The organism is Actinomadura roseirufa, from assembly GCF_900659635.1.
GTDB classification, from domain to species: domain Bacteria; phylum Actinomycetota; class Actinomycetes; order Streptosporangiales; family Streptosporangiaceae; genus Spirillospora; species Spirillospora roseirufa.
Genome location: NZ_CAACVB010000068.1, coordinates 1 through 22,795 on the forward strand (window position 1 = coordinate 1; position 22,795 = coordinate 22,795).

23 protein-coding genes are annotated in these 22,795 nt (G+C 74.4%); 19 read left to right on the forward strand and 4 right to left on the reverse strand.

The genetic code is table 11. The features are described 5' to 3' along the window. The 3 genes from E1291_RS44645 to E1291_RS16800 all read right to left on the reverse strand — a co-directional run. The coding region (locus E1291_RS44645) for an AraC family ligand binding domain-containing protein (protein WP_306434468.1) at positions 1–495 on the reverse strand (495 nt) is incomplete at its 3' end. 27 nt (positions 496–522) lie between these two features. Further along, positions 523–1,371, reverse strand: coding sequence for an SAM-dependent methyltransferase (locus E1291_RS16795; protein WP_131738775.1), 849 nt, complete (start codon positions 1,369–1,371; stop codon positions 523–525). Positions 1,372–1,475: 104 nt separating this feature from the next. After that, the gene (locus tag E1291_RS16800; RefSeq protein WP_131738751.1) at positions 1,476–2,630 is read right to left on the reverse strand and encodes a DUF5753 domain-containing protein; all 1,155 of its coding nucleotides are present in this window, start codon (positions 2,628–2,630) and stop codon (positions 1,476–1,478) included. A 265-nt stretch (positions 2,631–2,895) separates the two neighbouring features. Between E1291_RS16800 and E1291_RS16805 the strand changes: the two genes are divergently transcribed. Next, positions 2,896–3,144 carry a hypothetical protein gene (locus tag E1291_RS16805; protein WP_131738752.1) on the forward strand — a complete coding sequence of 83 codons (249 nt, stop codon included), beginning with the start codon at positions 2,896–2,898 and terminating at the stop codon, positions 3,142–3,144. Between the two features lie 812 nt (positions 3,145–3,956). Further along, positions 3,957–4,877, forward strand: a complete 921-nt coding sequence (locus E1291_RS16810) for a TIGR03620 family F420-dependent LLM class oxidoreductase (RefSeq protein WP_131738753.1) — start codon at positions 3,957–3,959, stop codon at positions 4,875–4,877. 44 nt (positions 4,878–4,921) lie between these two features. On the opposite strand, the gene E1291_RS16815 is transcribed toward E1291_RS16810, so the two are convergent. Next, complete coding sequence (locus E1291_RS16815) at positions 4,922–5,278, reverse strand: PRC-barrel domain-containing protein (protein ID WP_131738754.1); 357 nt, start codon at positions 5,276–5,278, stop codon at positions 4,922–4,924. A gap of 211 nt (positions 5,279–5,489) precedes the next feature. Here E1291_RS16815 and E1291_RS16820 point away from each other — a divergent pair, with 211 nt between their 5' ends. The 17 genes from E1291_RS16820 (at position 5,490) to E1291_RS16900 (ending at position 22,795) form a co-directional block, all read left to right on the forward strand. Continuing rightward, positions 5,490–5,804, forward strand: coding sequence for an STAS domain-containing protein (locus E1291_RS16820; RefSeq protein WP_207400770.1), 315 nt, complete (start codon positions 5,490–5,492; stop codon positions 5,802–5,804). Positions 5,805–6,141: 337 nt separating this feature from the next. After that, positions 6,142–6,960, forward strand: a complete 819-nt coding sequence (locus E1291_RS16825; RefSeq protein ID WP_131738755.1) for an SDR family oxidoreductase — start codon at positions 6,142–6,144, stop codon at positions 6,958–6,960. Positions 6,961–6,978: 18 nt separating this feature from the next. Beyond that, entirely contained in the window at positions 6,979–7,359 is a 381-nt protein-coding gene (locus E1291_RS16830; RefSeq protein WP_131738756.1) for an antibiotic biosynthesis monooxygenase family protein, read from the forward strand. Positions 7,360–7,373: 14 nt separating this feature from the next. Further along, positions 7,374–8,180 carry an SDR family oxidoreductase gene (locus E1291_RS16835; RefSeq protein WP_207400771.1) on the forward strand — a complete coding sequence of 269 codons (807 nt, stop codon included), beginning with the start codon at positions 7,374–7,376 and terminating at the stop codon, positions 8,178–8,180. 14 nt (positions 8,181–8,194) lie between these two features. After that, complete coding sequence (locus tag E1291_RS42020) at positions 8,195–9,358, forward strand: hypothetical protein (protein WP_165495147.1); 1,164 nt, start codon at positions 8,195–8,197, stop codon at positions 9,356–9,358. Further along, complete coding sequence (locus E1291_RS16845) at positions 9,345–10,325, forward strand: squalene/phytoene synthase family protein (RefSeq protein WP_165495148.1); 981 nt, start codon at positions 9,345–9,347, stop codon at positions 10,323–10,325. Before E1291_RS42020 ends, E1291_RS16845 begins: the two co-directional genes overlap by 14 nt. A gap of 14 nt (positions 10,326–10,339) precedes the next feature. Beyond that, entirely contained in the window at positions 10,340–10,666 is a 327-nt protein-coding gene (locus E1291_RS16850; protein WP_131738758.1) for a TcmI family type II polyketide cyclase, read from the forward strand. A gap of 19 nt (positions 10,667–10,685) precedes the next feature. Further along, entirely contained in the window at positions 10,686–11,963 is a 1,278-nt protein-coding gene (locus E1291_RS16855; protein WP_131738759.1) for a beta-ketoacyl-[acyl-carrier-protein] synthase family protein, read from the forward strand. Next, on the forward strand, positions 11,960–13,207 hold the full coding sequence (locus E1291_RS16860; protein WP_131738760.1) for a ketosynthase chain-length factor: 1,248 nt from the start codon (positions 11,960–11,962) through the stop codon (positions 13,205–13,207). Before E1291_RS16855 ends, E1291_RS16860 begins: the two co-directional genes overlap by 4 nt. Beyond that, complete coding sequence (locus E1291_RS16865; protein WP_131738761.1) at positions 13,204–13,446, forward strand: acyl carrier protein; 243 nt, start codon at positions 13,204–13,206, stop codon at positions 13,444–13,446. Before E1291_RS16860 ends, E1291_RS16865 begins: the two co-directional genes overlap by 4 nt. A gap of 36 nt (positions 13,447–13,482) precedes the next feature. Next, on the forward strand, positions 13,483–14,298 hold the full coding sequence (locus E1291_RS16870) for an SDR family NAD(P)-dependent oxidoreductase (RefSeq protein ID WP_131738762.1): 816 nt from the start codon (positions 13,483–13,485) through the stop codon (positions 14,296–14,298). Positions 14,299–14,346: 48 nt separating this feature from the next. After that, positions 14,347–15,300 carry an aromatase/cyclase gene (locus E1291_RS16875; RefSeq protein WP_131738763.1) on the forward strand — a complete coding sequence of 318 codons (954 nt, stop codon included), beginning with the start codon at positions 14,347–14,349 and terminating at the stop codon, positions 15,298–15,300. Between the two features lie 5 nt (positions 15,301–15,305). Then, positions 15,306–16,889 carry an FAD-dependent monooxygenase gene (locus E1291_RS44650; RefSeq protein ID WP_131738764.1) on the forward strand — a complete coding sequence of 528 codons (1,584 nt, stop codon included), beginning with the start codon at positions 15,306–15,308 and terminating at the stop codon, positions 16,887–16,889. Beyond that, positions 16,886–18,040, forward strand: coding sequence for a polyprenyl synthetase family protein (locus E1291_RS16885; protein ID WP_131738765.1), 1,155 nt, complete (start codon positions 16,886–16,888; stop codon positions 18,038–18,040). The genes E1291_RS44650 and E1291_RS16885 overlap by 4 nt, the downstream gene beginning before the upstream one ends. A gap of 74 nt (positions 18,041–18,114) precedes the next feature. Further along, positions 18,115–19,587, forward strand: a complete 1,473-nt coding sequence (locus tag E1291_RS16890) for an ABC1 kinase family protein (RefSeq protein ID WP_131738766.1) — start codon at positions 18,115–18,117, stop codon at positions 19,585–19,587. After that, positions 19,584–20,744, forward strand: a complete 1,161-nt coding sequence (locus E1291_RS16895; RefSeq protein WP_131738767.1) for a cytochrome P450 — start codon at positions 19,584–19,586, stop codon at positions 20,742–20,744. Before E1291_RS16890 ends, E1291_RS16895 begins: the two co-directional genes overlap by 4 nt. Positions 20,745–20,767: 23 nt before the next feature. Further along, positions 20,768–22,795, forward strand: a complete 2,028-nt coding sequence (locus E1291_RS16900) for an FAD-dependent monooxygenase (protein WP_165495150.1) — start codon at positions 20,768–20,770, stop codon at positions 22,793–22,795.

The window sequence follows — 22,795 nt, forward strand, 5'->3', positions numbered from 1 at the left end:
CGCGAGCTCCGGCGCCGCGCCGCCCGGCCGCCGTCCGTCCGCCTCGCACGCGGCGAGGAGCGCTCCGGCGCAGCCCGGGTCGTCGATCACGCGGTCGGTGAAGACCGGGTCGCCCGGCCCGCCGTAGAGCTCGGCCGCGGCCGCCCTGCCGACGGTGACGACGAGGTAGTCCAGGCCGGTCCCGGGGTGCGCCCGGCTGCGGTGCGGCTCGCCGGGGTGCAGCACGGTGATCGCCCCGGCCGGCGCCTCGTGCGAGGCTCCCGCGGTGTCGATGAGGCCCGCCCCGCCGCACACGACCGCCACGGACCAGTCCGCGTGCGCGTGCCTCGGGAACCGGTGCCCCGGGCGGACCGTATTGCGCTCCCAGGCCGGGGCTCCCGCACGGCCGTCACCGCCTGAACCCGTCCGCACCCGCCGCCCTCCCGTCGCCGCGAAGCCGGGCGGGCCCACCACCGGGCGGGTCACTGGCGTGCGTGTCATCCCTGGGCGAGCCATCACGGGGCGAGCAATCACGGGGCGGGGTCACGGCTTGCGGGCCAGGCCGCCCCAGGCGTCCACATCGGCCTCCGCGTCGGCGCCGGCCGCCGGCGCCGCCGGGTCGGGACGCCACCGGCGGATCTGCACCAGTCCCGGGTCGAGCCGCTCGAAGCCGTCGAAGAAGCGGTCGAGCTGCTCCGGGCTGCGCAGATGGTAGGGCAGCGAGCCGCCCTCGTTGTAAAGGCGGATCGCCTCGACGTAGGCCATGCTGGTGTTCGTCCCGTCATAGAGCGCGAGATGACTGCCGGAGGGAAGCGCGTCTTTCAGCGTACCGACGATTTCGAGCGCCTTGCGATCGTCCTCCCCGATTTCGATGTGGCCCAGAACTCCCATGAGCATCAGGGCGATCGGGCGGCCGAAGTCCAGCTTTTCGCGGGCGACCCGCACAATCGCGCCCGGATCGTGCAGGTCGGCGTCGATGTAATCCGTCCCCTCCGCGTTCTCACTGGTCAGCAGGGCCCGCGCGTGGACGAGCACGAGCGGGTCGTTGTCGACGTAGACGACGCGTGAGCCGGGGGACACCTGGTGCGCGACCTCATGGGTGCTGTCATGGCTCGGCAGGCCGGTCCCGATGTCGAGGAACTGGCGTACTCCCAGGTCGGCGGCCAGGTGGCGGACCATGCGCATGATGAAGTACCGCGAGGCGCGGGCCATGTCCACGATCCCGGGATAGATGGCGGCGAACTGGTCACCGGCCTCCTGGTCCACCGGATAGTTGTCCTTGCCGCCCATCCAGTAGTTCCAGATCCTGGCCGAATGCGGAACCGAGGTGTCGATTCCGGCGGTCAGGTCCTTCTCGGCCTCGTCCCAGGAAAAGGATTCGTCGCCGGGCACGGTGGCCACCTCCAGAAGGTCGTCCCACTGTCCGGGGCGCGCCCGCGGCGACCCCGTGCCAGGAAATCAAGCGGACGCGGGCGGGACAACCCCCGCGGGCCTGATCATATTTCCCGGAGCCGCCGGTGGAGGAACTCCCGGGCCGCGTGGGGCTGTTGCGCCCGTGCTATGAGCCGATCCAATGTCACGCTGTGATAGTGAATGTTGGCGGGATCGGTCGGATAACGCGCGCCGGACGGGTGCTCCAGATAGACGACGTCGGGAACCTGCCTCTCGGCGAACCGCAGGATGGCGACGGCGCCCTCGGCCGCGTGGTGGCCGCCCTGGGTGAAGGCCATCACCTGGATCGTGACGTTCTTGCGCTCGGACAGCGCGATGAGGTGCCGGATCTGCCCGCGCAGGATCCGGCGGTCCCCGTACTGGCGGTGCAGGGTCGCCTCGTCGAGCACCACCCAGAGGTGGGGTGCGTTCGGCCGGGTGAGGAGCTCCTGGCGCAGCATCCTCAGTTCGACGCGCCGTTCGATCTGCGCCGCCGGAGCGGACTGGTGCTCCAGCCGGACGACGGCCTCGGCATAGCCCGGGGTCTGGAGCAGCCCGTGAACGTACTGCGGCTCGTAGCCGCGGATGACCCGCGCCGCGGGTTCCAGGCTCAGGTAGGGCGCGAACCAGTCGGGGACGAGATCGGTGAGCCGCGGAGGCCACCACAGCCCGGCGTACGTGCGCCGGGCCAGATCCAGGAGCTCCGACCGCCGGGAGCCGTCGTGGTCGATGGACGACGCCGCGGCGCCCGCTCCCGCCCGCCCCTGGCCGAGAACGGCCGCGGACGGGCCGGACAGTGCCAGCGTGGCGGCCAGCCGCTCGACCGAGGCGGTGTCCGCGCGTCCCGGCGCCGCGTCGTCGGCGCGGGCCCCGGCGGCGCTCAGCCGCGCCTGGGCGGCCTCGTATCTGATCTTCCATTCCCGGACGGTACCGATCGTGTCCGGGTTTCTGCCGCGCCCGGCGGCCAGCGCGCGCAGCGTCGTCACCAGCGAGGCCGTCCACTCCCAGCGCGGAAGGCGCTTGCGCCGGCCGCGGACGTGCTCCTGGATGGTGGAGCTCGCCAGCGGCTCGAACCTGAACTCCCCGACCGGCATTCTGATCTTTCTCGACATCTTCTCGGCCTCGTCGAAGCTCGGCGGCCCCGCGCGGAACCAGGCGTCCTCGAGCCGGGCCGCGAAGGCCAGCACCACGCGCGCGTCGCGGGCGTCAGACATGTTCATGATCCAATCCGCAATGATCCCGATCGCGGGCCGCATGATGCCATCCAGCGCCGCCCTTCGTCAGGGTCATCCGACGCATTTCTAGCATGATGCACATGAATCTAGAGTCGGACATTTCCGAGCATAGTGCTCAAAGTATTCGGGTTTGGCCCTGAGACCGGTCCCCGGTCTATCCGGAGACGTCCGAACTCCCGCGGACGCCCGGCCTCGCGCGGCTTCTCCGTCCAGTGTGGTCCCCGAGCGCAGGCACACGAAAGGGCCCCGAATGATGCTCGACTCCGCGCCATCGCCGGTCACCCGCGTCACTCCGGCCGCCGATCATCCGGCGTCCGGAGCCGCGGGGGACACCGCGGTTCTGGCGCTCTCGCTGTTCACGACCTGGGCGGCCCGCACGGGCCGGTCCCTGCCCGCCGGCCCGGTCGACGACCTCAGTCCAGAGGAGATCATCGAATTCTGGGTGGACGATCAACTCGAACCCCCCTACGACTCCCTCCCCACCCGGGTCCCGGCGTGAAATTCCGGGACGCGGCCCGGCGGGGCGGTGAACCGGACTCCGGGGACCCCGGCCGATCGGCGAGGGACATGTGTCCGGGCCCCAGCGCGCTCAGTCCGAGAATCCTCCTCGCCGCCGACGTCGTGGCGCCCGGGGCGTACCACCGCGACTTCCGTGATCAGGCCGCAATTCGCCCCAGGATGTACGAGAATCTCCGGGACGCCTTTGTGATCAGCGGCCTGCCGTGGGCGCATTGCTATCGGGAGGACAGGGGAGGCGGGGTATTGCTCGTGGCGCCCCGGGCGGCCCCGGCGGGCCGGTACCTCGACCCTTTTCTGTGTCGCCTGCGGGCCGTCCTGAGGGACGGTGACGGTCATTCCGGATCCCCCCTTCGCCTGCGGGTGGCCCTGCATTTCGGTGCCGTCCATTTCGATGCTTACGGGGTGACCGGGGCCGCCTCCCTGCTGCCGTTCCGGCTCCTGGAGGCCCCGGCGTTCAAAGAGGCGACGCGGGCCGCGGGAGACGACCTGGCCGCGATCGTCTCCGACTCCCTCTTCGGGGACGCGCGCCGCTGCCACGAGCCGGTCGACCGGCGCTCCTACCGGCAGGCCGTCGTCGGTCGCGGGGATACACCGCACGCCAGGGCGTGGCTATGGTGCCCGCCCGGGCGCGGGGAAGCCGGACGGGATCGTCCGGAAGGTGGCCGGAGGCCGCGTCCGGCCGCGCGGGAGCGGTCCCTCGCCGGGGGGTGTTGCTAAGCGGACCAGTGCTCCGTATGGTGGCTTCCGGGCTCAATGGAGCCCTGCTCCGATTATTCCTGGAAGGGGACGGCGATGGCCGCCGAACAGAGCGGGCAAGGACCGGGCAAGGCGTTCGCGCGGGAGTGGCCGAGCCGGTTCGGAGTGTGGATCGCGCCCCCGACGCTCCTGACCACCCCGGTGGCGGTGCAGCGCGAGCAGGCGGCGCGGATCGAACGGCTCGGCTACGCCTCCCTGTGGACGGGCGAGCCGCCGGTGGTCGCGCCCGTGGGGGGCCGCGAGATCTTCGCCCAGCTCGCGGTGCTCCTGGCGGCGACGGACCGTCTCGTCGTCGGATCGGGCATCGCCAACGTCTCCACGCGGCTGCCCGAGGCGACGCACAGCGCCGCCGCCACGCTCGCCGAGGCCTACCCGGGACGGCTCGTCCTCGGGCTCGGCGGTCAGGGCGGCGACCGGCCGCTCACCGCGCTGCGCGAATACCTGGACGTCATGGACCGCGCGGCCGAGCGGTCGCCGATCCAGGTGCGCTACCCGCGCGTCCTGGCCGCCCTCGGGCCGAAGGCGCACGCGCTGGCGGCCGACCGCGCCGACGGCGTCCACCCCTTCCTGCAGCCGGTCGAGCACACCGAGATCGCCCGCAGGCTGCTCGGGTCCGGCGGACTGGTGATTCCGCATCAGGCTCTCGTCCTGGAGGAGGACCCCGACACGGCCCGCAAGAGCCTCCGGGCGCTCCTCGCGCTCGGAATGCGCAATGTGGAGACGCCCTACACCAAGAACTACCGCCGGCTCGGCTACGGGGACGCCGACCTGGTGGACGATCGCAGCGACCGCCTCATCGACGCCACCCTCGCCTGGGGGGACGAACGCGCCGTCGCCGGGCGGCTGCGCGATCATCTCGACGCCGGGGCCGACCACGTCCTGCTGCACCCCCTGGCCCCCGACCTGCCGTCCGCCGTCGACGCCCTGGAGCGGCTCGCGCCCCACCTCGCCGGCTGAGGCGGGCCGTCGGCCGAGCGCGGCCCTCTGCCGGCGGGCCGCGCTCAGCGGCGCGCGAGCCGGCGTTCGCCGCCGGCGCCGGGCTGGTACGTCAGGCCGTAGTGACGGAAGACGCCCTCCTCGTCCCCGGCGGGCAGCACGTCGTCGGTCCCGATCGCCGGGGCCTCCTTGACCAGCGACTTGGCGTAGGCGACCCGGACGTACCCGGGTCCGACGACCGCCCCGTCCAGGGGGACGAAGGTCAGCCGGTGGCGGGTCGGCAGGCCGACCTGGACCGTGGCCATGGCCGGCTGGTCGGTCCGGGTGTCGACGTAGACCGCCTCCAGGGTGCCGATCTTGCGCCCTCTGTCGTCGACGACGTCCCGCGTGCGCCATTCCCGGATGTCGGCTATTCCGATCATGTCGGCCCCCCGCGTCGCTCCCGCCCGTCCGCCCTCACCGCCGGAGGGCTGTGTCCCGGGCATGCCCGCCCACCGTCCCGCGACACCGGCGGCCGGGCCGTGGCCGGTCCGGCGCCCCCGGTGGGCCGATGGGTGATCCTTCCGCTTTTAGGAGTTTTGACCGGCTGTGGCGGGACACGGGTAGGGCCGTGTGCTGCAGTCGGGAGACGACGTGACCGATCTGCGCGTGGTCGAGCTGGCGGACCCGCCCGGGATGAGGGTGGCGGGCGAGATCGGCGTGCTCAACCGTGACCAGTGGGCCGCCGCCCTCGACCGGGCGCTGGCGGCCTGCGCGGGTACGGACGTCCACCTGGAGTTGTCGGAGCTGTCGTTCGTGGACGCCGGCGGCACGGCGGTCCTGGCGGCCGTCGCGCAGCGGCTGGACGGCGGCCGCCGGGTCGTCCTGCACGAGCCGCCGCGCGTTCTGGACCGCATCCTGCGCACACTCTGGCCACAGGTGCCGGGGATCGAGGTAAGGCCGAGGTGAGCCTCAGGCCGCCCGAACGGCCGTCCCGGCGCCGTTCGCGAAGCCGGTGACGTCCCCTCCGGACCGCATGCCTCAGCGCCCCGTGAGCTGCGCCGAAAGCGGCTGAGAGGCACGGTCCGAATTCGCGGAGAGCGCCCTTTCGCACGGCGCGCAAGGTCGGCGCAAGGAGAGCGCCAGATCGCCGCCAACGCGCCCCTTTAGCGTTTCTTTCGCGACGCCGACCGGTGAGTCGAATCCGGCGGGCGGAGAACGGCGCACGGCCGGAGCCGTGCGGGCGTTGCGGACATTCGACGATGGCGCGTATCGGCGTGCCGTGCTCTCCAAGGAGTTCAGCTTCATGATTCTGGTGACAGGGGCGACCGGAAACATGGGAGTGCCGCTGGTGCGGCGGCTCCGCCGGTCCGGCGTCGCGCCGCGCGTGACCACGCGGGACGCGGGCAGGGCGGGCGCGGTCCTCCCCGACGAGGTCGAGATCCTCGAAGGCGATCTGAACGAGCCCGCGTTCCTCGAGCGGGCCCTGGACGGGGTCGAGGCGCTCTTCCTGTTCCTGGAGTCCGGGGACCCGGCGCGGGTGCTGCGCGCCGCGGCGGGCGCCCGCGTGGCCCGGGTCGTCCTCGTGACCTCCCTGCTGGCCGAGACGCGGCCGATGTCGTTCGTCGGCCGGCTCTCGCTCGGGACCGAGGCCGTCATGCGCGAGGCCGGGCTGCGCGGAACCGTGCTGCGGCCGTGGGAGTTCGCGTCCAACACGCTGGCCTGGGCCCGGGAGATCCGGGACGGCGACGCCGTGCGCAAGCCGAGCGCGGGCCTGCCGTCCCCGGTGATCGACCCCGCGGACGTCGCCGACGTCGCGGCGCGGGTCCTGGTCGAGGACGGGCACGAGGGGCGGACGTACGCGCTGACCGGCCCGGCGGAGCTGACCGCCGAGCACAAGGTCGAGGCGATCGGCGCGGCGCTGGGCCGCGAGCTGGTGTTCGAGGAGACCCGGGATCCGGTGCTGCTGGAGCGGATCCGGGTCGCTCCCGAGCAGGTCGCCGAGGGCTACGGCGTGTGCTTCATGGACAGCCCCGGCGTGCGCTCGGCGGTGCGGGACGTCACCGGGCGGCCCCCGCGCACCTTCCGTGAATGGGCGTTCGAGAACGCCGGATCCTTCAAATAACCCAGAAAGGGGCCGCAGGTGAGCGGGGACATTGGTTTCGAGGGCATCGAGCTCAACCGGTCGAATCTCGACGGCCCGGTGACGCTGATCAACGCGTTCACCGTCCCGCCCGGCGAGTCGGAACGCTTTCTGACGCGCTGGCGGGACAACGTGAGGGCGATGTCGGGGCAGCCGGGATTCATCCGCGCCGTCATGTACCGCGCGCTGGACGAATCGGTGGAGACCGCCTTCGTCAACGTCGCGGAATGGGAGAGCGGAAAGGCCCTGGACGCGGCGCGCGAGGACCCCGGCTGGCGGGCCGCGGTGCACCGGATCCTGGACGACCCGGAACTGCACATCATCGCCCGTCCCATCGACTACCGGGTGGAGCTCGACGTCCGGCCGGGCGACGAGGTCTGAGCGGGGACCGGGGCATGGGGGAGCACATGGGCCGGCGGCGGGAGGTCGCGCTCGTCAGCGGGGCCGGCCGGGGGATCGGCGCGGGGACCGCGCGGGTCCTGGGCCGGCACGGCTACGAGGTGATCGTCAACTACCTCTCCGACGCCGCCGCCGCGCGGGACGTGGTCAAGGCGATCGAGGCCGAGGGGGGCACCGCGCGGGCGCTGCGGGCCGACGTGTGCGACGAGGACGAGGCCGGCGGGCTCGTCGAGCGGGTGGCCGCCGAGCACGGCGGGATCGACGTCCTGGTCTGCAACGCCAACACCGCGCCGCCCACGTTCGAGCCGCTGTCGGCCCTGCCGTGGAGCGCGTTCGAGCACAAGGTCGTCCGGGAGCTGGCGGGGGCCTTCTTCCTGACCCGGCGGGCGGTCGCGGTCATGCGGGAGCGGCGGGCGGGCCGGATCGTCCACGTGTCGAGCACCGCCGCCGCCGCGAGCGCGGGCAGCATCGCGCACTCGGCGGCCAAGGCGGCGCTGGAGGCGTTCAGCCGGCACGCGGCGGCCGACGCGGGCAGGTTCGGGATCAGCGTCAACGCCGTCGCGCCGGGTTTCGTGCTCACCGAGGCGAGCGCGGGGGTGATGCCCCCCGGGCTGCGCGAGCACCTGGAGGAGCGTTCGGTGCTCGGCCGGCTGATGGAGCCGGAGGACGTCGGCCAGGTGATCGCGCAGCTGGTGGACCGGCGCGCCGCCGCGACCGCGGGGCGGCTCATCACGATCGACGGCGGGATGGACGTCCTGGCGCAGCGGCTCGCCGGGCTCACGCCGCTCTCGGACGGCGACTGAAGGGAGGCGAGACCGTGCGACCACGCGAGCGGACCCAGGCGTCCGGCAGGAGGTGGGCGGTGCCCGGCGGAGGATTCGGGTGGGACGAGCGGGAGCCGGAGCGGGCGCTCCGCGACGCGCTGGCCTTCATCAGGGCCGCCGCCGAGGACGGGCCCATTCCGAGCCTGCTCACCTTCGACCCCTTCTTCGAGTCGTCGTTCCCGCCCTCCGAGGCGCGCAAGCGGATCTCGCTGGCCACCGGGACCGACATCGGCTACGACCTGGGCGACGACCAGTGGGTCGCGATCTGCGGCCTGCCGCTCCTGCCGGCGTCGGAGGAAGCACTGATCCGCGACTTCGCGCGGAGGGCCGGCCAGGGCCGGTCGGGTCCGCGGTTCCGGTTCTTCCTGGACCGCAACGGCTTCCCGGCGGACGTCGACTGCACGGCGGTGGCCGGGCACGCGCTGTACGAGCGGGGCCTGATCCCGGCCGGCGACCTGGTGGCGACGGCACAGGAGCTGCTCCTCGCCGCCGTGCCGGCCGGCGACGCGGACCGGAGCGGCGCCGGACGGGACGGGGAGACGCTCCTCCATCCGGGTGTTCCGACCGTCTACTGGCACGACGGCGCCGAACCGGACGCCCTGCCCCGCAGCCGGTGCCACGACCCGGTCGTCTGCGCCAACGCGCTCTGCGTCCTCATGGAGGCCCGGACCCTCGGGCTGCGGAACGCCGACGACGTCATCGACGCCACGCAGCGGTACGTCGCCGCGCACCTGCTCTCGGACTCCTACTTGCAGGGAAGCCGCTACTACCCCGCGCCCGAGGCGTTCCTGTTCGCGGCCTCCAGGCTCGTCAAGGACTTCCCCGAGTGCGGGCCGTGGCTGAGGGAGCCCCTCGCGCAGGCGATCACCGCGCGGGAGGCGCCGGCGCCCGCCCGCGGCCGCGACGACCCGCGCACCGCCCTGAACGTGGCGCTGCGCGTGATCGCGGCGCACAACATCGGGCTGCGGGACGGCCGGGAGGCGCGGCTGCGGGCGCTTCTCGACCAGCAGGCGCGGGACGGGTCCTGGGCCGCGCTGCCCTACTTCACCCTCGGCCGCCTGCCGGTCTACTTCGGTTCCCCGGTGCTCACCACGCTGTTCGCCGCGGCGGCCGTCCATGTCTCGACAGAGCGAGGAGCCTGCGTTGACCCATCGTGAGCTCGATTCCGCGGGCATCACCGGGCCGGTCCGCACCGGCTACCTGGTCGCGAGCGACCTGCTCGCCAAGAAGGCCAGGGCCCGGGGCGCCCCCTTCCTGATCCGCTACCTGGTGTCGGTGCGCAAGCGCCCGTACCTGGAGGTGCTCTTCGCCTTCATCACCTACCTGGACGACATCGTCGACGACCGAAGCCGCGGCGTGGCCGTGCGGAACTGGCGGCTGGACCGGCTGGAGGCCGCCTTCGACGCCGCCGTGGAGGGCGAGCGGGCCTCCGCCGCGGACGCGGAGGACCGGGTCAACGGCGCCCTGACGGCGGCGCTCGTCCACTTCATGCGGACCTGGGACCTGCCCCTCACGGAGGCGCGGGAGTACCTGGCGACGCAGCGCAGGATCCTGGAGCAGCGCGAGTTCGTGACCTACGCGGCGCTGGAGAAGGAGTACCTCGACCCGATGGCGCCGCCCGCGATCTGGGCGAACACGTTCTTCGAGCCGCGCGCGGCCGGGTCGCACGAGCTGTGCCGCGCCGCCACCCGCTCGTTCCAGCTGATCGATTTCATCTGGGACCTGCGCGAGGACCTGGCGCTCGGCCGGCTGTTCCTCCCGCTGGAGCACCTGGCCCTGTTCGACCTGGACCGGGAGGGTCTCGAACGGCAGCTCGACGACGGCCCGTTCTCCCCGGCCCTGCGCGAGCTGCTCGCCCACGAGGTGGAACGGGCCGGGGCGCTGCTGGACTCGGCGCTCGACTGGCCGCGGACGATCGCCCCGGCGGCGCGCCCGTTCGCCGAATGGGACCTGGAGATGAACCGGCTGAAGCTCGCCGAGCTGCGCAGGGGCGCCTTCGAGGACCTGGTCGGGCGCTCGGTCACGTCCAGGACGTTCAAGCCCAAGGCCGCCGCGCGGACCCTCTACGACGTCGGACGGGCCGTCGCCGGCCGGCGCGGGGACCGTCCGGCGGCCGCTCACTGATCGGGGACGACACCATGCACAGCACACTGATCGTGGCCCGGCTCGACCCGGCCCACGCCGGCTCCGTGGCGGACCTGTTCGCCGAGTTCGACCGGTCCGAGATGCCGGCCCTCATGGGCACCAGGCGACGCGAGCTGTTCCACTACCGGGGGCTCTACTTCCACCTCCAGGACTTCGACGACGACCACGGCGGCGAGGCGATCGAGGAGGCGAGGACGCATCCGCGGTTCCAGCGGATCAGCGCCGACCTCAAGCCCTTCGTCGCGCCGTACGACCCGGAGACGTGGCGGTCGCCGCGGGACGCGATGGCCGCCCGCTTCTACCACTGGGACGCCCGGTGACGGGGACGGAGCGGCGGCGATGACGCGAGAGGTCGTGATCACCGGTGTCGGGGTGCTCGCGCCGGGCGGCGCGGGGACCAAGGAGTTCTGGCGCCTCCTCACCGAGGGCCGCACCGCGACCAGGACGGTGACGTTCTTCGACCCGGCCCCCTTCCGCTCCCGCGTCGCCGCGGAGATCGACTTCGATGCCGAGGCGAGCGGGCTGACCGCGCGGGAGGTGCGCCGGATGGACCGCGCGGCCCAGTTCGCGCTCGTCGCCGCGCGGGAGGCCGTCGGGGACAGCGGCATCGAGCTCGACGAGCTCGACCCGGGACGGCGCGGGGTGACGGTGGGCACCGCGGTCGGCGCCACGACGGGCCTGGAGGAGGAGTACCGCGTCGTCAGCGACGACGGGCGGAACCATCTCGTCGACCACCGGTACGCGGTGCCGCACCTGTACGGCCACTTCGTGCCCAGCTCGTTCGCGGCGGAGGTGGCGCGCGACTGCGGCGCCGAGGGCCCGGTGGGAGTGATCTCCACCGGGTGCACCTCCGGGCTGGACGCGGTCGCGCACGCCTGCGAGCTGATCGGGGAGGGCGCCGCCGACGTCATGGTCGCCGGGGCGGCCGACGCGCCGCTGTCCCCGATCACCTTCGCGTGCTTCGACGCGATCCGGGCGACGACGCCCCGCAACGACGACCCGTCCCGCGCCTCCCGCCCGTTCGACGCGACCCGCGACGGGTTCGTGCTGGGCGAGGGCGCCGCGATGTTCGTGCTGGAGGAGCGCGAGCACGCCCGCGCCCGCCGCGCCGAGGTCTACGCGCGGGTCAGCGGGTTCGCCACCCGCTCCAACGCCTTCCACATGACGGGGCTGCGGCCGGACGGGGCGGAGATGGCCGCGGCGATCACGGCGGCGCTGCGGGCGGCGCGGACCGACCCGCGCGACCTCGACTACGTCAGCGCCCACGGCTCGGGGACCAGGCAGAACGACCGCCACGAGACGGCGGCGTTCAAGACCGCGCTCGGCGGGCACGCCCGCCGCGTCCCGATCAGCTCGATCAAGTCGATGATCGGGCATTCGCTGGGCGCGATCGGCGCGCTGGAGATCGCCGCGTCGGTCCTCGCGATCCGCGACCACGTGGTCCCGCCGACCGCGAACCTGGACAACCCCGACCCGGAGTGCGATCTCGACTACGTCCCGAACGTGGCCCGCGAGTGGCGGACGGACACGGTGCTGACCGTCGGCAGCGGTTTCGGGGGTTTCCAGAGCGCCATGGTGCTGTCCGGCGCGGACGCCGCCGCGGGGGGTGCGCGGTGACCCGCTCGGTGGTGGTGACGGGGATCGGGGTCGTCGCGCCGACGGGCCTCGGCACGGAGGAGTTCTGGTCGGCGGCCCGCGCGGGCCGCGACGGCATCGGACCGGTCGGCCTGTTCGACGCGGCCGGCTACCCGGCGCGCCTCGCGGGCGAGGTGACCGGCTTCGAGGCGGCCGACCACCTGCCCGGGCGGCTGCTCCCGCAGACCGACCGGATGACGCGGCTGGCGCTGGTCGCGGCGGACTGGGCGCTCGCCGACGCCGCGGTGCGGCCGGGCGAACCGCCCGCGCTCGGCATGGGGGTGAGCACCGCCGCCTCGGCGGGCGGGTTCGAGTTCGGGCAGCGGCAGCTGCGGAACCTGTGGAGCGAGGGCCCCGGCCACGTCAGCGCCTACCAGTCGTTCGCCTGGTTCTACGCGGTCAACACCGGCCAGATCTCCATCCGCAACGGGATGAAGGGCCCGAGCGGCGTCGTCGTCTCCGACGGGGCGGGGGGCCTCGACGCGATCGCCCAGGCCCGGCGGCGGCTCCGCGGGGACGCCAGGCTGATGCTCTCCGGAGGGGTGGACGGGACGATCTGCCCGTGGGGCTGGGTCGCGCACCTGGCCGGCGGCCGGATCAGTACCCGCGACGACCCGGAGACCGCCTATCTGCCCTTCGACCCGCGCGCCGCGGGGCACGTCCCCGGCGAGGGCGGCGCGATGCTCGTCCTGGAGGAACGGCGGGCGGCGCTGGAGCGCGGCGCCCCCCGCGTCTACGGCGAGATCGCCGGCTATGCCGCGACCTTCGATCCGGCGCCCGGACGCGGACGCGAACCCGCCCTGAGACGGGCGATCGAGATCGCCCTGTCCGACGCCGGGGCCGCGCCGGACGAGGTCGGCGTGGTGTTCGCCGACGCGGCGGCCGTCCCGGAGCTGGACCGGGCCGAGGCCGACGCGATCACCGCGGTGTTCGGGCCGGGCGCCGTGCCGGTGACCGCGCCCAAGACCGCCACCGGGCGGCTGCTGGCGGGCGCGGGCTCGCTCGACGTGGCCGCGGCGCTGCTGTGCATGCGGGACGGGGTGATCCCGCCGACCGCCAAGGTGCGGCCCGCGGCGGACTACCGGCTCGACCTCGTGACGGGCCGGGCGCGGCCGGCGCGGGTGCGGGCGGCGCTCGTCCTCGCGCGCGGGGCCGGCGGGTTCAACTCCGCGCTGGTCCTGCGGTCGGGGGCGGCGGAAGACGACCAGAGGCAGGAGGCACGATGACCGACCGGACCATGACCTTGGACGACCTCAGGCGGATCCTGCTCGAGGAGGCGGGCGCGGGGGAGGGCGCCGACCTCGACGGCGACATCCTCGACACCGACTTCGGCGACCTCGGCTACGACTCGATCGCCCTGCTGGAGACGGCGTCCCGGCTCAACCGGGACTACGAGGTCGAGATCGACACCGCGGTCGAGGCGAGGACGCCCCGCCAGCTCCTCGACGTGGTCAACGCGGCCTGACCGATGGCGGAGACCACGAACCCCGGAGGAGGGACCATGACCACGTCCACGAGCGCGCCCGCCCCCCTGGCCGCCGGGACCGCGCGGACGGTGATCGTCACCGGCGCGACCAGCGGGATCGGCCTGGCGGTCACCGAGCTGCTCGCCGCGTCCGGACACCGCGTCTACCTGTGCGCGCGGGGCGCCGGCGGCGTCGAGCGGACCGTCGAACGCCTGCGCGGCCAGGGCCACGACGTCGACGGCACCACCTGCGACGTGCGGTCGGCCGAGCAGGTCGAGGACTTCGTCAAGGCCGCCGTGGCGCGGTACGGACCGGTCGAGGTCCTGGTGAACAACGCCGGGCGCGGGGGCGGCGGCGTCACCGCCGACCTCGCCGACGACCTCTGGCACGACGTCATCGACACCAACCTCAACGGCGTGTTCCGGATGACGAGGAGCGTGCTGACCACCGGCGGCATGCGCGACCGGGACTGGGGACGGGTCATCAACATCGCCTCGACCGCGGGCAAGCAGGGCGTGGTCCTCGGCGCGCCGTACTCGGCGTCCAAGCACGGCGTCGTCGGCTTCACCAAGGCGCTCGGCAACGAGCTGGCGCGGACGGGGATCACGGTCAACGCCGTGTGCCCCGGCTACGTGGAGACCCCGATGGCGCAGGGGGTCCGCGGCCGCTACGCGAAGGTGTGGGGCGTCACCGAGGACGAGGTGCTGGAACGGTTCACGGCCAAGATCCCGCTCGGGCGCTACTCCACCCCGCAGGAGGTCGCCGGGCTCGTGGGCTACCTCGCCTCCGACGCCGCGGGGTCGATCGCGGCCCAGGCCATCAACGTCTGCGGCGGCCTCGGGAACTTCTGAGCGTCCCGCCGCCCGCACGCCCATTCGCCGGACCACCCTGGAGGAACCATGCCCGCGGCCCCACACCGTGAGGTCGAGCACGACATCGCCATCGCCGCGCCGCCGGACGCGGTGTACCGGCTCATCGCCGACGTCGGGAACTGGCCGCAGATCTTCGGGCCCACCGTGCACGTCGAGCGCGTCGGGGGCGCGGACGCCTGGGAGCGCATCCGGATCTGGGCGACGGCCAACGGCACGGCCAAGACCTGGGTGTCGCGGCGCGACCTCGACCCGGGCGCGCGGCGGATCGCCTTCCACCAGGAGCGGTCCCAGCCGCCCGTCGGCGGGATGAGCGGCGAATGGGTGATCGAGCCGCTCGGCGGCGACCGGTGCCGCGTCCGGCTGCTGCACGCCTACCACGCCGTGGACGGCGACCCGGACGGCCTCGCCTGGATCGACCGGGCCGTCGACACCAACAGCCGCGCCGAACTCGGCGCGCTCGCCGAGCACGCCGAACTGGCGCACGCCGGTTCCGCGGACGGCCCGCTGCTGACCTTCGACGACACGGTGGACGTCGACGGGCACGCCAAGGACGTCTACGACTTCCTGAACGAGGCCGGGTCGTGGGACACGCGGCTTCCCCACGTCGCGCGCGTCTCACTGGAGGAACCGGATCCCGGCCTGCAGATCCTGGAGATGGACACCACGACCCGGGACGGCGGGCGGCACACCACCAGGTCGGTCCGCGTGTGCAGGCCGCACACCGCCATCCACTACAAGCAGATCCAGGTGCCCGCCCTGATGTCGCTGCACACCGGGAGCTGGCTCATCGGCGAGCGGGCCGAGGGCGGCGTCTCGGTCACCTCGCGCCACACCATCCGGATCAACGAGGCGGCGATCGGTACCGTGCTCGGCGGCGGCGCGAGCCTCACGGAGGCCCGCGGTTTCGTCCGCGAGGCGCTCGGCGCCAACAGCCGCGCCACGCTCGGGCACGCCAAGGCGTACGCCGAAGAGCGGGCCTGACGTCCATGGGGAGGACACGCGAGCCGCTCGACCGCGGGCCGCTCGACGCCGAGGTGGTGATCGTGGGCGCGGGCCCGGCCGGCCTCATGCTCGCCGGGGAGCTGCGGACGGCCGGGGTCTCGGTGATCGTCGTGGACCGGCTGGCCGGCCCGCTGCGCGAGACCCGGGCGTCCCAGCTCAACACCCGCACCGCGGAGATCTTCCACGCACGCGGCCTCGACGGCCTGCTGGCCGAGGCGCAGCCGGAGCCCAAGGCGCACTTCGGCGGGCTGACCTTCGACCTGTCGCGGGTCGACAGCGCGTACGCGGGCAACTGGAAGGTGCCCCAGTACCGGACCGAGGCGGCGCTGACCCGGCGGGCGAGGGGGCTCGGCGCGGTCGTCCTCCGGCCCTTCGAGGTACGGGGGCTGGACGACGCCGGCGACCACGTCGCCGTCCAGGTGGACGGCCCGGACGGCGGCCGGACGCTGCGCGCGGCGTTCGCCGTGGGGTGCGACGGCGAGGACGGCGCCGTCCGGGGGCTCGCCGGCTTCGCGTTCCCCGGCGCGGCGGCGACCAGGGAGCTGCTGCGGGCCGACGTCACCGGCCTCGCCGTCCGGGACCGCCGGTTCGAGCGGCTGGAGCACGGCCTGGCCGTCGCCGCGACGCGGCGGGGCGTGACCCGTGTGATGGTGCACGCCTTCGGGCGGGCCCCCGTCCCGCGCGACCGCCCGCCCGCCTTCGCCGAGATCGCCGAGCTGTGGTCGCGGGTCACCGGAGAGGACATCTCCGGAGGGCGGCCCGTCTGGACGGACGCGTTCGGCAACGCCCACGGCCAGGTCACCGCCTACCGGCGGGGCCGGGTGCTGCTCGCGGGCGACGCCGCGCACCGGCACCTGCCGATCGGCGGCCAGTCGCTCAACATCGCGCTGCAGGACGCCGTGAACCTCGGCTGGCGGCTCGCCGCGGCCGTGCGCGGTGCCGGGGGCGGCGGGGGAGCGGACGGGGAGGAGCCGGGCGAGAGCGTCCTGGACGGCTACCACGCCGAACGGCACCCGGTCGGCGCGCGGGTGCTCCGTTTCGTGCTGGCGCAGGAGGCCCTGCTGCTCGGCGGCCCGGAGGTGACGCCGATGCGCACCGTCCTGGCCGAGCTGCTCGCCGGGGAGGCGGCGCGCGACCACATCGCGGGCCTGGTCAGTGGCCTGGACGTCCGGTACGGGACGGGCCGCCATCCGCTGGTCGGCCGCCGCGTGCCCGAGGTGGAACTGCGGATCGCCGGACGGGGAGCGGTCTCCACGTCCCGGCTGTGGGGGGAGGGCCGGGGCGTCCTGATCAGGCTGCCCGGTTCACCGCACGCCGGCGCCGAGGCCGTTGCGCTTGCCTCGGGCCGGTGGCCGCGCCTCACCGTCGTGGACGCCGCGCCCCCTGAACCGGCCCCAGTGACGGCACCGGCGGCCGAGGCGTTCGGCGGGCTCCGCTCTCTGCTCCTGCGGCCGGACGGTCACGTCGCGTGGGCCGACGGAGAGGACGGAGACCTGGCCGGGGCGCTGCGCCGGTGCTTCGGCCCGCCCCGCTTGGAATCACGACGGGACGAGAGGCGGACCGCATGAGCACCGGAACGGCCAGGGGCGTGCGACCGGACGCCGTCCCCCTCGGCATCCGCGCGACGGTGCGCCACGTCGGCGGTCTCGTCGACGCGCGCCTGCGCGCGGAGCTGCGCGACGACCACGAGCGTTACGCGCCGGTCGGGGCGTCCGCGCCGGACGTCGTCGAGGCGGTCCGGACCGCCGTGTTCGGCGGCGGCAAGCGGCTGCGCCCCGCGCTCGCCTTCCTGGGGTTCACCGCCGCCGGCGGAGCCCCCGGCGACCCGCGCGTCATCGACCTCGGCGCCGCACTGGAACTGCTGCACACCGCCTACCTGGTGCACGACGACGTGATGGACGACTCGCCGACCCGCCGCGGCGCGCCGACCACCCATGCCCGTTTCGGTGAGACGCATCTGCGCTCCGCGTACGCGGGGGAGCCGCGCCGGTTCGGCGAGGGCGTCGCCATCACGGTCGGCGACTACGCGTTCTTCGGGGCCATGGGCCTGCTCGCCGGTTCCGGCCCGCAGGCTCAGCGGGAGTTCTTCGAGATGGCCAAGGACGTCTGCGTCGGCCAGTACCTCGACCTCCTCGCGGCGGCGCGGCCCGCCGGCGGCGGACCCGACCCGGAGGTCATCGCCCGGTACAAGACGGCCCGCTACACCGTGCAGGGGCCGCTGCGGCTCGGCGCGGCCGTCGCGGGCCGGCTGCCGGAGCTCGGCGGCGCCTTCTCCGCCTACGGGCGGTGCGCGGGCCTCGCCTTCCAGCTCCGGGACGACCTGATCGGCGCTCTCGGCGACCCCGCCGTGTCGGGCAAGCCCGTGGGCGACGACCTGCGGCAGGGCAAGCGGACCCCGCTGCTCGCGTTCGCCCGCGAGCGCCTCGCGGACGATCATCGCGCGCGGGCGCGTCCCGGGCCCGGCGCGGCGGACCTGCTCGACCGGATCGAGGCGGGGCGGCTGCCCGAGGCCGAGATCCCGGCCGCCCAGGACCTGCTGCGCGACCTCGGCGTCCACGACCGCGTCCGGCGCGAGTGCGCGGCGCTGGCCGCCGAGGCCGTGGCCGCGCTCGGCCCGGTGGACCTCGACGGCCGCGCCGAGGAGAACCTCCGGCAGTTCGCGTCTGAGGTCGCCGACGTCTCCGGCATCGGCGACCCGGGCGCACGGGCCCGGCCCTGACCGGCCCCGCCACCCGGCGGGCCGCGCGAGCGCCCGCCCAGATGATCGCGGCTACTTCGAAGGAGAGGAACGCAATGGCAGGACAACCCCGTGAACCCGCCGGTCCGGTTCCCGCCGGGCGGGTGCGGCGGGTGCTGCCGCTGGCGACGCTCGCCGGGCGCACCGCGGGCGAGAGCATGGTCGCCGCCCTGCAGCAGCGGGTGGGCCGGCAGGAGGGCGCGAGCGCCGCGGCCCGGCGGCGGGCCGCGGACCGGTACGCGGAACTGCTCGGCAGGTCACGCGGCGTCCTCATGAAGGCCGGGCAGATCGTCTCCTTCATGTCGCTGAGCACGCCACCCGACCCCGGCGAGCCGACGCCCTACCGCGAGGCGCTCCAGCAGCTTCAGTCGGAGGCGCCGCCGATGGCCCCGCAGGACGCGGCGGCGGTCGTCGAGGCGGAGCTGGGGGCCCCGCCCGGCGAGCTCTACGCCGAGTTCGAGCCGCTGCCGTTCGCCGCCGCGTCCATCGGCCAGGTGCACCGGGCCAGGCTGCGCGACGGCCGGGCGGTGGCGGTGAAGGTCCAGTACCCGGGCGTCGAGGAGGCGATCCGCGCCGATCTCGCCAACGTGGACCTGCTCGCGACGTTCCTGCGGGTCGCGGGGGTGATCACGCCGGGCATGCCGAAGGTCGACACCCGGGCGCTGGTGGCCGAGATCGCGGCGCGCATCGGCGAGGAGATCGACTACGGCGCCGAGGCGGCCGCGCAGTCCGGTTTCGCCGCCGCCTACCGCGGCCACCCGTTCGTCCGGGTGCCGGAGGTGATCGGGGAGCTGTCCACCCGGCGCGTGCTGACCATGGAGTTCGCCGACGGGATGACGTGGGCGGAGGCCGCCGGGCACGGGCAGGAGCTGCGGGACGCCTGGGGGGAGGTCATCTACCGGTTCGTCTGGGGCGGGCTGCGCCGGTTCCGGATGGCCTACGCCGACCCGCACCCCGGCAACTACCTGTTCCACACCGACGGCTCGGTCACCTTCCTGGACTTCGGCTGCGTCAAGAACTACCCGGAGGACAAACTGGGGCACCTGGTCGAGATGATCCGGGCCGGGGTCGCCGGGGACGCCGAGCGCACCTGGCGGGCGTCGGCGGCCCTCGGCTCGATCCTGCCCGGCCGCGCGCCCGACCCCGAGGAACTGCTCGGCTGGATGTCGGAGCAGTGGCGCCCGATGACCGCCGAGCAGCCCTTCGCCTACACCCCCGAGCACGCCGCGTCGGTGGCCCGGCGGCTGTTCTCCCCGTTCGGCCCGCACGGCGCGGTCGTCAAGCGGATGAACATGCCCCCGGACGTGCTGTTCTTCGTGCGCATGGACGCGGGCGTCACCGCCATCCTCGGCGCGCTCGGGTCCACCGGGCACTGGGCCGCCATCCGGGCGGAACTGGACGGCGAGCGGCCGCCGGCGACACCGCTCGGCCGCCGCGACGCCGAGTTCTGGGCCGCCGCCGAAGCGGCGGGCGACCCGGTGGTAGGGGACGCGGTGGTGGAGGACACGGTGGCGGAGGACGTCTCGTGACCGCCCGGATCCGCGCGTTCGCCGAGGGCGACGAGCCGGTGCGCTACGACGAGGAGATGGAGGTCTACGTCGTCTCGTCCCACGAGGCGGCGCGGACGGTGCTGAGCGACGCGGGGTTCGTCACCGACCGGCTCGACAGCCTGCTCCCGCGGCTCGGCGGCTTCGACGAGCTGCCGTCGCTGCTGAACGCCATGCTCCAGCTGTTCATGGACGGCCCCGCGCACGACCGGTTCCGCCTCGCGGTGTCGCGCGACCTCGCCCCCAAGCGCGTCGGCGAGATGCGCCCGCGGATCGGCGCCATCGTCGACGCTGCCCTGGACGGCGTGGCGGACCGGCCCGTCTTCGACGTCGTCGCCGACGTGGCCTACCCGGTCACGATCGGGGTGATCGCCGAACTGCTGGACATCGGCGTCGCCGGCGCGCGGGCGCTGCTCGGGTTCGCGTCGCGGATCTTCACCGTGCTGGAGCTCAGGCCGACCGAGCAGCAGCTCCTGGACGCGGGCGAGGCGGTCCGGGGCTGCGCGCTGTTCCTGCTGCCGTTCCTGCCCGAGCGGCGGGCGAACCCGGGCCGCGACCTCATCAGCTCCCTGGCCACGCTGGAGCTGGACGGCGAGCCGCTCCCGGCCGAGGAACTGCTCACGATGATCGTGCAGATCCTCATCGCCGGGCACGAGCCCCCCGCCCATCTCATCGTCAACGGGGCCCTGTCCCTGCTCGGCCATCCCGCCGAGCTGCGGCGCATGCGCGACAAGCCCGGGCTGGCCGCCTCCGCCGTCGAGGAGGTGCTGCGGCTCGACTCGCCGATCGCCTACCTCAGCCGGACCGCCACCCGGGACGTCGTGCTCGCCGGGACGCCCATCCGCGAGGGGGAGCAGGTCGTCGTGGACATGGTGGCGGCCAACCGCGACCCGGACCGCTACGACGACCCCGACAGGTTCGACATCCTGCGGCCCGATCCCGGCCACATCTCCTTCGGCGGCGGCGGCCACTACTGCATCGGCCGCGCGCTCGGCCGGGTGGAGGCCGAGGAGACGCTGCGGCGGCTGTTCGCCCGCTTCCCGGACCTGGCCCTCGCGGACGAGGACCTCACCAGGCGCCCGTCCGCGACGTTCCACGCCCTCGACAGGCTTCCGGTCCGGCGCGGCAAGACCTCATGAGACCCCGGGGAGAGGAGAACGACATGGACGCCCAGGTGATCGTCGTGGGCGGCGGGCCCGCGGGGCTGATGCTCGCGGGCGAACTGCGCACCGCGGGCACGGAGGTGATCGTCCTCGAACGGCTGCCGGAGCCGACCGGCCAGTCCCGCGGGCTGGGCTTCACCGCCCGCACGCTGGAGGTGTTCGACCAGCGCGGCCTGCTGCCGCGCTTCGGCCCCGTCGAGACGAGCGACCGCGGGCACTTCGGCGGCCTGCCCCTGGACTTCGGGGTCGTGCCGGGCGCCCACTACGGCGCCAAGAACGTCTCGCAGGCGCGCACCGAGGCCATGCTGGCGGAGTGGGCCGCCGAGACCGGCGCCGACCTGCGCCGCGGCCACGAGCTCACCGGCCTGCGCGACCTCGGCGACGCCGTCGAGGCGGACGTCCGGGGACCGTCCGGCGCGCACACGCTGCGCGCGGCGTACCTGGTCGGCTGTGACGGGGGCCGCAGCCTCGTCCGCAAGGCGGCCGGATTCGACTTCCCGGGCACCGACGCGACCCTGGAGATGTTCCTCGCCGACGTCCGCGGCTGCGGCATCCGCCCGCGCCTCATCGGCGAGACGGTGCCCGGCGGCATGGTGATGGCCGTGTCGATCGCCGAGGGCGTCGACCGCATCATCGTCTGCGAGCGCGGCACGCCGCCGCGCCGCCGCACCGGACCGCCGCCCTGGCGGGAGGTGGCCGACGCCTGGCAGCGGCTGACCGGCGAGGACATCAGCCACGGCACGCCCGAGTGGGTGAGCGCGTTCGGCGACGCGACCCGCCAGGCCACCGAGTACCGCAGGGGGAGGGTGCTCCTCGCGGGCGACTCGGCGCACGTCCACCTGCCGGCCGGCGGCCAGGGGATGAACACCAGCGTCCAGGACGCCGTCAACCTCGGCTGGAAGCTCGCCGCCGAGGTGGCGGGCTGGGCGCCGCCCGGCCTGCTCGACACCTACCATTCCGAGCGCCATCCCGTCGGCCGGCGGCTGCTGACCAACACGCGGGCGCAGGGCCTCCTCTTCCTCTCGGGCGAGGAGATGCGGCCGCTGCGCGACGTCATGACCGAGCTGATGGCCTACGAGGAGGTCGCCCGGCACCTGGTCGGCATGGTCAGCGGCCTGGAGATCCGGTACGACATGGGACCGGGCGACCATCCCCTGCTGGGGCTGCGCATGCCGGGCCGGGAACTGGTCGGCGCCGCGGGCAAGACCACCACCACCGAGCTGCTGCACCGCGGCCGGGGCGTGCTGCTGGACCTGTCGGGCGACCCCGCGCTGCGCGACCTCGCCTCGCCGTGGTCCGACCGCGTCGACATCGTGACCGCCCGGCCGCACGGCCTCGACCCGGACGACCCCCTCGCCGGGACCGACGCGGTCCTGATCCGCCCCGACGGTCACGTGGCCTGGGCCGCGCCGGACGCCGCGTCCGCCGGCCCGGTCCCGGCGCTGCGCCGCTGGGCCGGTGCCCCGCTCACGGCCGCGCCACTGGAGGGGGCACAGCGGGGGGCATGGTCGCGGGACGGGGCCGGGCCGCCCGCCGAGATCGCCCGCCTCGCCGACCGCGCCGAGATCACGGACCTGATCGGCCGGTACACCTCCTCGCTCGACGACGGGCGGTTCGACGACGCGTGGGCCCGCTCGATCTTCGCCGAGCACGCCGCCGTCGCCTTCCCCGTCGGCGGGCACGAGGGCGTGGGCGGGCTGGCCGACTTCACCGCGCGGTTCATGGGGCGCTGGGAGCGCACCCACCACCACGCGACCGACCACCTCGTCTCGCTCGACGGCGACAGCGCGGACGTCCGCTGGAACATGCTCGCCACCCACGTCCACCCCTCCGCGTCCAGGTCCGCGGAGGGCGAGGCCCACTTCCAGCTCGGCGCGCGCCTCGGCGGGACGGCCGTCCGCACCCCGGACGGCTGGCGCTTCGAGCGGCTGGAACTGCGGGTGGTCTGGACGAGCGGACGGCCCGCCGAGGGCGTCCCCGAACCCCGCCTCGACCTGACCGGCATCTCCATCTCTCAGGAGGACTGA